The following is a 14018-nucleotide window of genomic DNA, read 5'->3' on the forward strand; positions in this document are numbered from 1 at the left end:
CGGCGCCGGGCTATCCGAGGTTGGCCTCGAAGTCCCAGTAGGGGCGGTTGCGGTGGCGGGCGGAGAGAGTGTGCGGGTGCTGGGCGCCCAGGGTGCGGGTGAGGGAGAGCAGCGCGGCCTCCTCCAGCTTTCCGGCCTCCTCGACCTCGCGCAGACCGCGCAGGTCGGTGGCGAGCGCGACCTGACAGGACAGGGTGAGCGGGTGCTCGTTGCCGAGGGTGTGGCGGGCCCGGCGCAGGGCGTCCCGGCTGAGCTCGGCGGCGTCGGCGACCCGCCCGTTGAAGTTGCGGGCGGCGGACGTGTTGAGCGCGCAGCCGAGAACCCAGGGGTGGTCGGCTCCGAGGGAGGCGGTGAGGCCGGCGAGCGCGCCCTCCAGGATGGCCATGGCGTCGGCGCGTTCTCCGGAGGCCTGCATGACGAGGGCGGTGTTGGCGAGCACGCCGGTGGCGACGGGGTGGGCGGGTCCGAGCAGGGAGCGGTAGCCGGCCTCGGCCTCGGTGACGAGCTCCCTCGCGTGGTCGAGGTCGCCGTGTTCGCGCAGGTAGTTGGCGTAGTTGTTGATGGCGGCGAGCGTGATGTAGTGCCCGCGGCCGTGGACCTGTTCGAGCTGTTCGAGCAGGCTGGCCATGGTGGCGCCGAGGTCCTGCTGGAAGCCGCCTTCGCGGCGCCGGCAGAGGGCCAGTTGGGTACGTGCGTACAGGGTCTGCAGGTGCTGTGGTCCGAGGACCTGCACGTGCACCCGGACGTTGGCCTCCTGGCGGGCGAGCGCCTCGCGGTACTGGCCGAGGAGCCGGAGGTCGTGGGCGAGGGCGTTGCCGGCGCCCAGGGTGTGGGCGTGACGGGTGCGCAGCACGGTCTCGCAGCGGACGAGGGACTCCGCGTCGAGGTCGTACGCCTCCTGGTAGCGGCCGAGCATCCGCAGGACGACGCCGAGGTTGTGGCGGGCGACGAAGGTGGAGAACTCGGTGTCGCCGAGGAGGCGTTCGGCGTCGGCGAGCACCTGGCGCTGGAGCTTCTCGGACTCCTGGTACTGGCCGAGGAAGCGCAGGTCGCTGGCGATGGCGCTGCCGGACAGGAGGGAGCCGAGCTCGTTGGGGGGTGTGGCGGCGCTCAGCCGCTCGCGCTGGGCCAGGTCGAGTTCGTACGCCTCGCGGAACCGGCCGAAGGAGCGCAGGACGTTGCCCTGCTGTGTGGTCAGGTCCAGCATGGGCTGGTCCAGCGGGTCCATGAAGGTGGACCAGGCGTCCCGGATGCGCTCGGCGAGCTGGGCGCCCGCCCGGAACTCGCCGCTGCGGTAGCAGTAGCGCAGGCTGTTGAGGACGGCGGTCTGCACACGGGGGCTGCGGCTGGTGAGGGCCCCGGACGGGCCGACGTGCGGCAGCAGTTCGGCGTACCGGGGCCAGTTGCGGCTGTCCATCGGGTTGCCGGGGTCGGCCTCGGCGAGCAGGGAGCGGACGGCCTTGCGGTGGGCCTCGCGGTTCTCGCCGTCGGTGAGGCGGGCGACGATGTCGTGGACGAGCCGGTGCATGTGCACGGACTCCTGGTGCGGTCCCACCTCGACGTTGGTGGCGGGGCCGCGGGTCTCGCGGGTGAGCACCGAGTAGTTGACGAGGGTGTCCAGGGCGCGGGTCCAGGCGGGCAGGTCGGTGGCCATCCAGCGCAGGTCCTCGGGAAGTTCGGCCTGCGGATAGGCGCGGACGAGTCCGAGGGGGATGCGGCCGGGGGCGAAGGAGGCGCACAGGCTGAGGACGTCGATGGCCTGCGGCTGGGAGCGTCGGAGCCGGTTGATCAGTATCGACCAGGAGGTGAGCGAGGCGTTGGGGTAGCCGTCGACGGCGGAGGGCTCCTCGACGGTGGAGAGACGCCCGTCGCGGACCATGCGCAGGTACTCGGGGACCTCCATGCCGGACTCGCCGAGCCAGGCGGCGGCCTGGACGAGCGGCAGGGGTACGTCGCCGAACTCGGCGGCGACCTCGTCCGCCTGGGGTGCGGTGATGTGGGAGGCGCGGCGCATCAGGTAGGCGGTGGACTCGGCGCGGTCGAAGCTGGGGACTTCGAGGACGTCGGTGTAGTCGCCCCAGCCGCGGTTGCGGGAAGTGATCAGTACGTGTCCGGGGCCGTGGGGCAGGAGGACCTGCGCGCCGTCGGTGTCGTCCCAGCCGTCGAAGATGACGAGCCAGCGGGAGTGGGGGTCGCCCCGGCGCAGGGCCTCGCGTACGGCGCGGATGCGTTCGCCGGGTTCGTTGCCGCTGGGCAGGCGGAGTTCGGCGGCGAGTTCGCCGAAGCGGTCGCGCTGGACGTTGCGGTCGTCGGAGTTGACCCACCACACGACGTCGTAGTCGGGGCTGAAGCGGTGGGCGTACTCGGCGGCGATCTGGGTCTTGCCGATGCCGGACATGCCGAGCAGGGTGCAGGCCGCGTTGCCGCGGTCGGCGTCCATGAGCCGTTCCTGGAGCTCGGTGAGGAGGTCGTCGCGGCCGGTGAACCGCGGGTTCCGGCGCGGGATCTCGCCCCAGATCTCGGGTGGGGTGTCGGGGTAGCGGACGGGTGTGCCGAGCGGGCCGCGGCGCCCGGAGGTGCGGCGGGGCTCGATGCCGAGCCGGCTCAGGAGGCGTGCTTCGGCCTCGTCCTCGCCGACGCCCCAGAGGCTGACGGGTTCGAGGACGGCGGTGGCGGGGAGCAGCGGCCGGTTGGTGAGGTTGACGGCGGCGAACCGGTCGGCGCGGGAGGCGACGAAGCCGCGCAGGACGTCGTTCCACTCACCGGCCGGCCGGGGGCCGAGCTGGAAGAACCAGTCGTTGAGCACGAGCAGCACCTGCCCGCTGGCGAGCAGCAGGTCGCTGAGGGAGTCCTCCAGGGGCACCTCGCGCGGCGGGTCCCAGCGCTGCAGGGTCGCGCGCACTCCGTGGGCTTCGAGGCGCTGGTTGATCCAGGCCGCCCACGGCCGGTGGTAGCCGGGGAAGACCACAAGGACGTGTTCGGGGGCGCCCCTGCCACCGTCGTCCGTCGCGCCGCCACCCGACCGCTGTTCCGCCATCTGATACGTCTCCCGTCCCGCTCACGCGCAACGCAGTGTCATGTGCCCTGGGCACAGTGTTACCCAGCTGCCCGGGGGGCCGCGCCGAGGCTCGCGTGATGCCGCCTCATTTGCTGGGCGAACTCCCGCCCCTCATTGGTCAGTTCATCGGATTCAAGCAGGATCGTCAGCGCCTCGCCCACCTGATCGTGCATATGGTCGAACTGTTGCCCGGCGCTGGACCGCCAGGGCCGGGGCGCCGCGCGGGCGGTCGCGGCGCGCCGCCAGAGGTCGGTCAGGGCCAGGTGTGCGTACGCGCCCTGGAGCACTCCGCCGATGGGCCGGGCGTCGGGGCGCCAGCCCACCCGGTGCACTGCCGCCCTGCCCTGCCGGTAGAGCGGTACGAGCTCGTGCAGGGTGGCGAGTTTGCTGTGGTGGAGTTCGTGGACGAGCGTCTCGGCCATGTCCTGGTCCCCGGCCGGCAGGGAGGTCAGGACGGCCCCGGGAGCCGAACGCAGTGTGGCTCCTTGGGAGCGGGAGCCGTGTGACAGCAGGGGGACGACGGCGCGCAGGGCGTGCCGGATCTCGGCGGCGCGTCCCGGGTCGGTGTGGGCGAGCAGCGCCTGCGCGCCGTGCCAGCGCGCCGACCAGACGGCGGGTTCGGTGTCGGCGGGGCCGGCGGCGGTACGGGGCGGGGTGCCGATCCCGCCGGGCGGCACCCGGTACGGGTCGAGGTCGTCGAGGCGGGCCGTGGAGTCGGGCAGGGTGTGCAGCCCGTCCCAGCCCGGGCCGCGGCCGACGAGGGTGCCGGCGCGCCGGTCGGTGAGCAGCAGGACGGTGGGGGCGGCCTGCGGGCCTTCGGGGTGGATCCGGGCGACGCGCGATCCCGCCCTGATCCGGAGGCGCCCGCCGTCCGCGGTCTGTCGGCCGACGCCGGGCAGCGACAGCCGGCCGTCGGGGGGCTCCACGGTGAGGTCCAGGGAGCAGTCGGCGCGGAGGGCCGCGGTGACGGCGATGCCTTCGAGGCGGATGAGGTGCCGGTCGAGGGCGGGGCCCACCGGCTCGGCGAGCGCGGCGGCGAGCCACGCGCCCGTCATGGGGTAGTCGAGCACGTCCCGTACGACGTCGGGGTTGCGGCTCTCGGCCCGTTCGAGCAGGTGCCAGGAGTCCTCGAAGCGGCGGAACACGGCGGCGTCGACCGCGCCACGGTGCCGGTGGACGCGGACCAGGAGGGCCTTGAGCAGCAGCAGGCGCCGCGCGTGCAGCGCGGAGCGCAGCAGGGCGACGTCGGCCGGGGCGGGGCGGGTGCGCGCCAGCTCGGTGAAGACCCCCGCGGGCAGGGGCGCGAAGTTCATTCCCGCCTCCTTCGGGGGAGCCTCGGCCATCGCGAGGATCCGGCCGGAAACAGACGGTGGCAGCGGCACCTGTCAGGCGGCTCGGTCCCCCGCGCCTTCGCACCAGGCGTCGACCAGCTCGGGTGAGCGCAGCAGCACCAGCTCGACCGCGGCCGCGAGTTCGGGATCGTCCAGGCCACGCAGGGTCCGCAGGTCCACAGCGGCGAGATCGGGCAGGTGCGCGGACCGGCCGTTGTCACGGTCGGCACCGGTCGCCCACTCGTTGTGCTCCAACACCCTCGGCTCCTCCTCACCGACGCCTGTCCCCCACCGTCGTAGCGGCGGAGCGGTTCTTCCCGACGCCAGGAAGACGGAAACCCGTTCGACTCAACTGCGCCCATGTGCGCCCCCGTTATTCAGCCGTTCTCCGTTTCGGCCCTCCGGCCGTCACCTACCCGCCCGTATCGCTCCACGCCCACCACGGCGGCGCGATCCGGCGCCGGTCCTCGCCGGAGAGCGGCGCGTGGGGCCGGTCCTGGTCCGCGGCCGCCTCCGTCAGGAGGCTCCTGGTCCGCTCGACGTCGCTCCAGTCCACCTCCACCAGCGCGGCGGTCAGCCGCCGCCACTGTTCGGCCGCGGCGCGCAGCACCTCGCTCGCCCTGCCCGTACGGCCCATGAGCCGGAGCACCGCTCCCTGCGCGTGGAGCGCGCGGGCGCCGGTGACCGTGCCCGGGGTGTCGCCGTGCGCCGACCGGGCGTCCTCCCAGGACCGTTCGTACGCCGTGAGCGCGTCGCCGAGGACGCCGTCCCGGGCCGACTCGCTCAACTCCAGTCTCACCCGTCCCAGTTGCAGCCACACCTCCGCACGCAGTCCGATGTCCCCGGTGGTGCGGGCCGCCTGCTCCAGGAGGTGGCGGCCCTCGTAGAGGTCGGGCAGGAACCCGGCGCGGTGGAAACGGAGGGCGAGGACGCTGCCGATCAGGATCCTGGCCCGGGCGCGCTCGGGCGCGTCGGCCGGGAGGCTGGTCAGCGCCTCGCGCAGGACTCCTTCGGCCCGGTCGACGGGGGCCTGGCCGGGGGCGTCCGCCGCGCGGCGCATCAGGGACTCCCCCCAGGACATCAGGATCCTGCCGCGGCGGCCGCTGTCGGCGGGGGCGAGCAGGGTGGCCTCCTCATAGGCGGTGTCCGCGGCCGGTCCGTCGCCGGCCGTGTCGTGCAGCCGGGCGCGCGCCGTCGTCCAGCGCAGCCGCAGGGAGACGCTGTCGCCGAGGTGCTCGCCGGCGCGGTCGAGTACCGAGCCGATCTCGGCCGTCTCGGCGCCGGCGAGGTGCAGGGCGTCGGCCAGGTCGAGGAGTGCGGCGCCGCTCTCCCGGAGGGAGAGCGCGGTGGTGAGTTCCGTCGCCGCGGCGGCGCCGTCGCCGCGCGCGAGCAGCAGGCGGCCCCGGCGCAGATGGAGGGTGTGGTGGTGGATCTCCGGCCAGTCCGGCACGTCTCCGAGGAGCGCGGCGAGGGCGTGGTCGAGGTGCCCGGGGTCGTCGGTGTGGCGCCACAACCCGTGGTGCGCGACCGCCTGTTCGAGCCGGGCCTCGGCCCACTCCGCGCTGCCCGGCGCCGCGAGGCTCCCCGCGCGCTCCAGCTCGGTCAGCGCGCGGCTGAGGAGCTCCCGGCGCCGCTCGCTGCCCCGGGCGGCGGCGGTGCCGGACTCGGCGTACAGCACGCGGCCGAGCAGGATCCCGGCCTCGACGGGGTGCTCCGGCAGTGCGGCCTCGGCCTGTTGGCGGCACCGGACGAGGAGCGAGGGGTCGGACTGGCCCAGCCACTGCTCGAAGAGCCGCCGCGCGGCGGCCAGCGGGTCGGGGGTGATCAGGTCGGGGTGGTAGAAGCGGAGCACGCGCGCGGGGATGCGGGCGAAGAGTTCGGGCTCCGTGCCGACCGGGCCGGTGGGTTCGTCGGTCCCCTCGACCGTGCCGGCCGCGGCCAGGCGGCCGTCGTCCGTGGAGTGTCCCGCGAGCCGGGCGGCCGCGAGCGCCGGGAAGTTCCGCATGCCCTGGCCGAAGTTGCGTTCCACGTACCCGGAGCAGTGTTTGAGGACCAGCGCGGCGGCGCTGCGGTCCAGGGAGCCGAGCAGATGCTGCTGGACACCCGGCGGATAGCTGAAGCAGGGGTACGGGGACGGGCCGGGCAGCTGCCGCAACAGCCCGCTGAGCAGGACCTCCGCGAGCTCCATGGGGCCGGTGTCGGGCAGCATGGCGCGCTGCACGAGCTGCATCACGGGCAGCGCGAGCGGCGCGGCGGCGAGATGGACGGCGAGCCGCAGTGCGCCCGGCGAGGCGCCCGCGGTGAAGGCGCGCATCAGCTCCTCGTCGCTACGCGGGGTGCGGGCCCGGGCGGGAGACGCGGCCCGGGCGGTGCTCCCCGTCGGGGCGGACGGTCGGGGCGGCTCGGGGGCGATCATGGCGGCCCAGCCGCGGACCCCGCCCGAGCCGTGACCGGCGTGCAGGCGCGCCCAGGAGGCGAACGCCTCGGGCGTCGGCGTGAGCACGGGAACCGCGCGCGTGTCCGGGGCGACGGGCTCCCAGGGCTCCTCGTCGGGCTGGAAGCCGGCGTGCCCGCCGGGGGAGGCGGGGCGGAGCAGCAGGCCCGGTTCGACGGTGAGCGCGGTCCGGGGCCAGAGCCTCGGGGGCAGCGGCTGGACGAGGGCGAGCGGGGACTGCCGGGGCCACTGGTGGATGAGCCGCTGGGCCGCGCCACGCTGCCAGAGAGGGCCGACGCAGTCGCTGACGATCAGGGTGAGACGACGGCCGGTCGGGTCGTGGAGCTGGTCGCCGGTGCGCAGCCGGGGCACGCCGTCCGCCCCGGAGGTGGTGGTGACCAGCGGGGCGCCGTCGCCGGTGTCGTACAGCCGGTGTACCTGGACGTCGCGGAAGGCGCCGGACTGCTGGCAGGCCTGGCGCAGCTCCTCCACCATGCGGGTCCAGACGACCATGGCGGGGCCGGAGTCCATGAGGAGCTGGATGTCGGGGCGGCGGCCCGCGGCCGGGCGCAGGACGGGGGTGAGGATGCCCGCGGCGGCGCTGCGTTCGGCGGTCGCCTCCTCGTCGAGGAGGCCTTCGCCGGGCCTGACCGGAAAGCGGGCGTAGTGGCGCAGCGGACGGAGCGCCTTCTGCAGACCGAGGAGGCCGGGCAGGGCGTTGGCACCGGGCGCGCGGACGGGGAGGGTCCTGTTCCGCTCCGTACGGGTGGCGCCGTGGCCCCCGGGCCCGACGAGCAGCGCGATGTCGACGTCCTCCGAGGGGCGGACGGGCCGGGGTCCGTCGTCGCCGGGGGCCGGGCCGTCGTCTGTGCCGTGCCCCGCGACCTGGCCCGTACCACTGCCGTGCCCGGGAGCGCGCTCGCCGTCGGCCTCCCTGAGGGCTGCGCCGAGTTCGCCGCCGCCGTCTCCCGTGGCCGGATCTCGCCCCTCCTCCTGCCCGCGGGCCTCGCCCGCGTCCTCCGCCCGCCCGTCTCGCCCGCCTACGGCGGCACCGTCCACGAGGTCCGGGGAGGCACGCGGCAGCCACTGGGCGAGCCAGACGGCGTCCGCGACCTCCTCGGCCGTGGGGTCCTGGCCGCCGGCCCGCAGTCTGCGGGTGAGCTCCTCCAGATGCATCCGGTGCATCCGGCCATCACCTCGGCTGATCGAGCGGCTGCATGAGCATGTCCGCGATGCGTTCCCGGGTCACCCGCTCGGTGCGCGGGGCGTGCTGGGTCAGATAGATCGCGTTCAGGAGCTGGTCGGTGGCGATGACCTCGCCGGGCTCGCGGTTCAGGAAGCGGCTGACCAGGCCCTCCTCCCCCGCTGCCGCGTCGGGACCGAGGTGCGCCTCGATCATGGCGCCGAGCTGCTCCTCGCCCGGCGGTTCCAGCTCCAGGCGGATGCAGCGGCGCAACAGCGCGGCGGGGAAGTCCCGTTCGCCGTTGGAGGTGAGCACGATGAACGGGAACGTGGAGCAGCGGATCCGTCCGCCCTGGACGGGCACCTTGCGGCCGTCGTCCGTCAGCACCTGGACCACCGGCTCACGGTCGGCCAGCCGCTCCAGCTCCGGAATGGCGAACTCGCCCTCCTCCAGGGCGTTCAGCAGGTCGTTCGGCAGGTCGAGGTCGCTCTTGTCGAGCTCGTCGATGAGCAGGACACGGGGCTGGTCGGAGGGGAGCAGCGCGGTGCCGAGCGGTCCGAGCCGGATGTACGAGCCGATGCCGGCGGGCGTCGCGGCGGGCACCGCCGACCCGGCCTGCGCACGCTCCAGCTGGACGTCCTGGAGCCGGCCGATGGCGTCGTAGCGGTAGAGCCCGTCCAGGAGGGTGGAGCGGCTCACGATCGGCCAGCGCAGCACCCGGCCCAGGCCCAGTTCGTGAGCGACGGCGTGGGCCAGCGTGGACTTCCCGGTGCCGGGGTTGCCGGTGACCAGGAGCGGTCGGCGCAGATAGAGCGCGGCGTTGACGGCGTCGGTCTCGGCTGGGCGGGGATGGTGGTTCTGGACCAGGCGGCGGCGCACCCCGAGCCGCCGGTCGGAGCCGGCGAGGGTGTCGTCGGCTCCGCCGGTCGAGAAGTCGCGCCACGGCGGCGGTGCGGGTAACCGCCTTATCTCGTCGTGCGGGTGGCCGGCACCACGGTAGATCCGCCAATCGTTCACGATGGAGTCCTCCTGGCTGTGGTGTCATGGCCCGGCCCGTCGAAAATACCGCCCGGCCCCCTGCGCTGCCGACGCTCAAACCGGACCGATTGCCCGGGTGTTCGCGGAGTCCACCGCACGGTCACCACTCCTCCTCGCCGAGCATGGGCGGTCCCTGGAGCGGATCCTCGCGCGGAGGCCGGTCGGGCGGATCGAAGAGCACGGCGAGATGCTCGGCCCAGGCGTGCTCGGAGCGCGCGGGCGGCGCCGGGGCCGCGACCGGACCGGTGCCCGGACCGGTGTCCCAGGACAGCTCCGTGCCCCCGTCCGTGCTCACGTCCATGGCAACGTCCGTGCCCACGTCCATGCCCACGAGGTCCGCGTCCGCGGCCACCCGTTTCCGCAGCGAGATGACCGGCCCGTGGAGCGCCTCGGCCCTTCCGACCTCCAGGAGCAGCCCGTCCGCGCGCTCGTGGAACTCGGCGCAGTCCGCGTGGTCGTGGGCCCCGCTGCGCCACAGGGCGATGGGGTGCCCGGCGGCGAGCGCGGCCGCCATGGCCCTGAGCCCGTCGCCGCTGCCCACGGGACCGCAGTAGACCGGCACCGAGCCGTCGTCGGCCTCGGAGAGCCGTACCCAGGCCTGGCGCGGGGACTCGCGGCGGGTCCGCGCCGCGTGGGCGGCGTCCCCTCCCGCCGTGAGCACCTCGGCGCGCAGCGGTACCGCCCGCAGGGGCCCGAGACCGGCCGTCCGCCAGCGCGTGTGCCACTCGGGCGCCGGCGGCCGCTTGTTGCGGGCCGCGTCCCGTATGACGACGATCCGCCGCTGACCGAGCGGCAGCGAGCGCTCGTCGAACAGCTCGTCGTCGGGCGAGAGCCGCCAGGTGTCGAGCGGTTCGTCGAAGAGCTCGCGCGGCAACAGCGCCTCCACCGCGGCGAGATGTTCCCCGCGGTCGCCCCGGGCCAGCGCGTCCGCCAGCGGCTCGCGCAGGGTGTCCCGGAGCCGCTCGCGCTCGACCCCCTCGTCGTCCCCGTGCAGCGGCGTGATCGTGTGCCCGTCGAAGAGGAGCTTCACCCGCCAGGGGAACTTCCGGCCGTACGGAGGGGTGTCGATCTCCACCAGGACGTCGGCCCGAGCTCCGGCCTCACGGACCGGCCGGCTCCCGGCGGGACGGCCGGCCGCCAGCACGGCGGCGATCGCCTGGCGGGTGAGCAGCGGCGTCCCGGCGGCTGCGTCGGTCACCCAGTCGGCCAGGTTCCGGACCGCCCGGCTCTCCCCGTGCCGCTCCCTGACGTGCCGGGCGACCTTCGCCGCGTACACGAGGACGGCGTTCAGCCCGAGGCCGGAGGCGGTCTCCTCCTCCTGGTGCGGATCGTGGAGTTCGTGAAGCAGTCCGACGCCCTCGCGCCAGGTACGCGGGGCGACTTCGAGCACGGGGCGCAGGTCGTGGCCGGCCGTCACCCTCCGGGCCTCGTCGACGAGGTGCAGCACGTCTCCCGGGCCGGCGGGCTGGGGCAGTTCGGCGAGCCGTCCGTAGAGATGGATCCGGCGCCCGGGGTCGAGGCCGCCCTGGGCGGTGGGCGGGCGGTGCCGGAGCTGCGCCCTGGTCCAGTCGGGCGTGCCGGAGAGCGAGCGGTAGCGGGCGAGGTGGTGCCGGTCGTGCTCGCGCATCACCTCGGAGAGCACCTCGCCGCCGCGCTCCCGGTAGAGCCGGCGCAGGGAGGTGATGGGGACGGCGGCGCCCTCGTCCGCGCCGCGCCCCTTGTTGAGGCCGATGACGACCGCGCGGTCGAGGTCGACCACGGGTCCGCCGGAGAGCCCCTCCACGGGCTGTGTCCCGCGCAGCAGGAGGGCATCGCCGTCGACGCCGTGGACCTCGCCGACGGCTTCGCGGATGCCGAGCCGGCCGGTCACCCGGGACCAGCCGTGCAGGCCGACCGGGATGGGCTCGGCGATCACGGGCCTGCGCTCACTGAGCCGTACGCAGCTCGCGTCCCGTGCGTCGGGGACGCGGACGAGCGCGAGGTCGGGGAAGTCCCATCGGTGGAGCTCCTCCTCGGGCACGGTGGGGCGCGGGCTGGCCAGGACGACCTCGCCGGTCGTCACGCCGCCGTCCCAGACGATGCCGACGGCCCGCTCGCCCTTCCACACCGCGCTTCCCCCCTTTGCCACGACATGGGCGCAGGTCAGCACCCAGCCGGGGGCGATGAAGAAGCCGGTGCCCCAGTACCGGTCGCCGAGCGGGTCATACCCGTCTCCGGGAGCCGCGACGCGTACCAGTGCGGGGCGCACGAGTGATTCGAAGGCGCTCATACGGCGCCATCGGCCGCCGGGCGGTGGCGCGGTCCGGTGTCGGGCGCCGGCGCGGGACCGGGCACGCGCGCGGGCGCGGATCCGGGTCCGGGCGCCTCGGCGGGGTCGGCGTCGAGACCCGGGCTCGCGGGCGGGCCGGCGTCGGGGCCCGGTTCGGTCCAGGTGAGCGAGACCGATATCGAGGCCGTACCGCCGCCCTCCGCGAGGACGCTGATCACCTTGCCCGCCTGGGCGGAGAGTTCGATGCCGAAGCTGACGGCGACCTCGACCGGCGATTGCGGGTCGAGCCCGTCCCGCAGCGAGCCGACGACCCCGCGCACGACGTCGGTGAGGCCCCCGGCCATCGAGATCACCCGGTCGCCGATGCCGGTGTCCGTGAAGCCGCCGCCCCGGCCGAGTTCCTCCGGCTCGCTGATGCGGGCCCAGACAGGTGTGCCGTCGTCCAGTCGTACCCGAGCGATCCCGTGCGTCACAGCGGCCCCCCGCTCCCCGAAACGATGATGAAGAAGGCTAATCGCTGCCCCCGACAAGCGCGAGGGTCCGTCGGGAGCACGGCATATCCTGATCGCATGTACTTCACTGACCGTGGCATCGAGGAACTGGAGAAGCGGCGCGGCGAGGAGGAGGTCTCCTTCGAGTGGCTCGCCGAGCAGCTCCGTACGTTCGTCGATCTCAACCCCGACTTCGAGGTGCCGGTCGAGCGCCTCGCGACCTGGCTGGCCCGTCTGGACGACGAGGACGAGGACGAGTAGGGACGAGCGGGGCCCCCTCCGGGGTCACTGACCGACGGTCCTGCCGGTCGGAGCGACGGGCCACGCCCCGGCGCACCGGCCCCGCCACCGCACGGTCGCGGCCGCACTGTCGGTCAGGCGGTGACCGGCCGGTCACCGCGCAGCCGGTCGTACGCGAGTCCCAGCGCGCCGTGCGCGACCAGCAGCACCCCCGCCGTCGTCCAGCCCCCGCTGCGGCGGGCGACTCCCCAGGCGAGCAGCGGCAGCCCCGCCCCGAGTTGGACCGCGCCGAGCAGCCGGGCCCTGGGGCCACGGAGGAACGGGCCGAGCGGACCGCCCTCCACCGCGTCGAGTTCGGCGCGCACGGCGTCTCGCCAGCCGGCCCATTCGAGCTCCTCCGCCCCCTGCGCCAGGGCGACGGAGCGGAGCCGGTCCGCGCTCTCCCCGGGGGTGAGGCCGGTGGGCAGGGCAAGGCCGACGCGGGCGAGGACGGCGGTCAGGCCGACGAGTCTGGCGTGCGCGTCGGCGTCCTTGTCCGGTCCGGTGAGCGGCTCCAGGGCCTGGAGATCGAGTACGGGATCGAGGGCCAGGCGGGCCGCGAACGTGCGCATGGCCTCGTCCTCGCCGACCGGGGTGCCGTCCGCGAGCCAGGTGTAGCCGACGGTGCGGCGGAACCCGGAGGCGAGGACGAAGCCGGCCCGGTCCGCGTCCCACCACAGCGCGAGGACGGGCCAGGTGGCGGCGGAGACGGCCAGGGCGGTGGCCCAGCCGCTGACGACCCGTTCGACGGGCTCGCCGCCGTGGAGCCAGGGCTTCCCCTCCGGGACGACGACGCTCCATTCGGTACCGGCCGGGGCGAGGAGGAGCTCTTCGCGCAGGAGTTGGGCCGGTGGGCGGACCGTCGACGGCTCGGCGCGGCAGAGCAGCAGAGCGCCGACGGGGCTCGATCCGGATGTCGCGTTCATGGGCCTTACGCTAGGGCAGTTTGTCCGCATAAGAGGGTGATTGATCGCTCGCGTCCACGCCGAACGGGGGTTGACTTCCGCGTACCGCGATATATCGTGTCTATCGAGGACGCGATATGTTGCGTCACCGATACGGGAGGTCAGCACGATGACAGAGTGGTCCGTGGCCGAGCCGACGAGACTCATGCTGACCGACCCTGTGGGCCGCCTCCAGGTGCGTGTCGTCGGCGGCACGGTGAATGTCGTGGGCACCGCCGAGAGCACCGCCCGCCTGGAGGTGTCCGAGATCCAGGGCCCCCCGCTGATCGTGACCCAGGAGGGCTCCACCCTCACCGTCACCTATGAGGACCTGCACTGGCAGGGCTTCCTCAAGTGGTTCGACCGCAAGGGGCACCGCCGCCGGGCCGTCGTGTCGGTGGCCGTCCCTGCCGGTGCGGACGTCGAGGTGGGCGTGGTGAGCGCGGGCGCGGTCATCTCCGGCATCAAGGGGCGTACGGACGTCAAGGGCGTCACGGGCGACACCACGCTCGTCGGGCTCTCCGGCCCGGTGCACGCGGAGAGCGTCTCCGGCTCCCTGGAGGCCCAGTCGGTCACGGGGGCGCTCAGGGTCAACACGGTGACGGGCGATCTGACGGTCATCGACGGCTCGGGATCCTCCGTCCGTGCCGACTCGGTCAGCGGCGACATGGTGATCGACCTCGACGCCGTCGACCTGGACGGCCCGCCGGCCGACATCCGGCTGACGAGCGTCTCGGGCGAGGTCGCCATCCGGATCCCGCATCCGTCGGACGCCCGGGTCGAGGCGAGCACGACGAGCGGCTCCGTCTCCAACGCGTTCGACGACCTTCGGGTCAGCGGGCAATGGGGGACCAAGACCATCACCGGCACGCTGGGCGAGGGCCGGGGCACGCTCAAGGCCACGACGGTCTCCGGCTCGATCGCCCTCCTGCGCCGCCCGGACCCGGTCGGCTCCGACGACCTCGACCACGCCCCCGGAAAGGTGCTGTGA

At 74.4% G+C, this 14018-nt stretch carries 10 protein-coding genes; 2 read left to right on the plus strand and 8 right to left on the minus strand.

Translation table 11 applies throughout. From position 1 onward, the window contains the following. Nucleotides 1-10 precede the first annotated feature (10 nt). From fxsT to ACF1G2_RS14055, 7 genes are all read right to left on the minus strand, one after another. Complete coding sequence (gene fxsT, locus ACF1G2_RS14025; protein ID WP_391798479.1) at nucleotides 11-3037, minus strand: FxSxx-COOH system tetratricopeptide repeat protein; 3027 nt, start codon at nucleotides 3035-3037, stop codon at nucleotides 11-13. A gap of 59 nt (nucleotides 3038-3096) precedes the next feature. Further along, nucleotides 3097-4371, minus strand: coding sequence for an aKG-HExxH-type peptide beta-hydroxylase (locus ACF1G2_RS14030; protein WP_391798480.1), 1275 nt, complete (start codon nucleotides 4369-4371; stop codon nucleotides 3097-3099). 72 nt (nucleotides 4372-4443) lie between these two features. Beyond that, a complete protein-coding gene (locus ACF1G2_RS14035) occupies nucleotides 4444-4647 on the minus strand; it encodes a hypothetical protein (protein ID WP_391798481.1) in 204 nt (67 codons plus the stop codon). 154 nt (nucleotides 4648-4801) lie between these two features. Next, nucleotides 4802-8008, minus strand: coding sequence for an SAV_2336 N-terminal domain-related protein (locus ACF1G2_RS14040; protein ID WP_391798482.1), 3207 nt, complete (start codon nucleotides 8006-8008; stop codon nucleotides 4802-4804). A gap of 7 nt (nucleotides 8009-8015) precedes the next feature. Further along, the gene (locus ACF1G2_RS14045) at nucleotides 8016-9023 is read right to left on the minus strand and encodes an AAA family ATPase (RefSeq protein WP_391798483.1); all 1008 of its coding nucleotides are present in this window, start codon (nucleotides 9021-9023) and stop codon (nucleotides 8016-8018) included. Nucleotides 9024-9144: 121 nt separating this feature from the next. After that, the gene (locus ACF1G2_RS14050; RefSeq protein WP_391798484.1) at nucleotides 9145-11313 is read right to left on the minus strand and encodes a trypsin-like peptidase domain-containing protein; all 2169 of its coding nucleotides are present in this window, start codon (nucleotides 11311-11313) and stop codon (nucleotides 9145-9147) included. Next, on the minus strand, nucleotides 11310-11786 hold the full coding sequence (locus tag ACF1G2_RS14055) for a CU044_2847 family protein (RefSeq protein ID WP_391798485.1): 477 nt from the start codon (nucleotides 11784-11786) through the stop codon (nucleotides 11310-11312). The genes ACF1G2_RS14050 and ACF1G2_RS14055 overlap by 4 nt, the downstream gene beginning before the upstream one ends. Nucleotides 11787-11882: 96 nt before the next feature. On the opposite strand from ACF1G2_RS14055, the gene ACF1G2_RS14060 reads away from it, so the two are divergent. After that, the gene (locus ACF1G2_RS14060) at nucleotides 11883-12065 is read left to right on the plus strand and encodes a DUF6104 family protein (protein ID WP_037695221.1); all 183 of its coding nucleotides are present in this window, start codon (nucleotides 11883-11885) and stop codon (nucleotides 12063-12065) included. 113 nt (nucleotides 12066-12178) lie between these two features. Here the strand turns inward: ACF1G2_RS14060 and ACF1G2_RS14065 are convergent, their stop codons facing one another. Beyond that, nucleotides 12179-13009: a hypothetical protein gene (locus ACF1G2_RS14065; RefSeq protein WP_391798486.1), complete on the minus strand. Its 831-nt coding sequence runs from the start codon at nucleotides 13007-13009 to the stop codon at nucleotides 12179-12181. A gap of 148 nt (nucleotides 13010-13157) precedes the next feature. Here ACF1G2_RS14065 and ACF1G2_RS14070 point away from each other — a divergent pair, with 148 nt between their 5' ends. Then, the gene (locus ACF1G2_RS14070) at nucleotides 13158-14018 is read left to right on the plus strand and encodes a DUF4097 domain-containing protein (protein ID WP_391798487.1); all 861 of its coding nucleotides are present in this window, start codon (nucleotides 13158-13160) and stop codon (nucleotides 14016-14018) included.

Source organism: Streptomyces sp. NPDC013457 (genome assembly GCF_043089925.1).
In the GTDB taxonomy this organism is placed as follows: Bacteria; Actinomycetota; Actinomycetes; order Streptomycetales; family Streptomycetaceae; genus Streptomyces.

Coding starts and splice junctions, on each gene's coding strand:
- ACF1G2_RS14030 (WP_391798480.1), bottom strand. CDS start 4,371: ATGAACTTCGCGCCCCTGCCCGCGGGGGTCTTCACCGAGCTGGCGCGC.
- ACF1G2_RS14070 (WP_391798487.1), top strand. CDS start 13,158: ATGACAGAGTGGTCCGTGGCCGAGCCGACGAGACTCATGCTGACCGAC.
- fxsT (WP_391798479.1), bottom strand. CDS start 3,037: ATGGCGGAACAGCGGTCGGGTGGCGGCGCGACGGACGACGGTGGCAGG.
- ACF1G2_RS14040 (WP_391798482.1), bottom strand. CDS start 8,008: ATGCACCGGATGCATCTGGAGGAGCTCACCCGCAGACTGCGGGCCGGC.
- ACF1G2_RS14060 (WP_037695221.1), top strand. CDS start 11,883: ATGTACTTCACTGACCGTGGCATCGAGGAACTGGAGAAGCGGCGCGGC.
- ACF1G2_RS14050 (WP_391798484.1), bottom strand. CDS start 11,313: ATGAGCGCCTTCGAATCACTCGTGCGCCCCGCACTGGTACGCGTCGCG.
- ACF1G2_RS14065 (WP_391798486.1), bottom strand. CDS start 13,009: ATGAACGCGACATCCGGATCGAGCCCCGTCGGCGCTCTGCTGCTCTGC.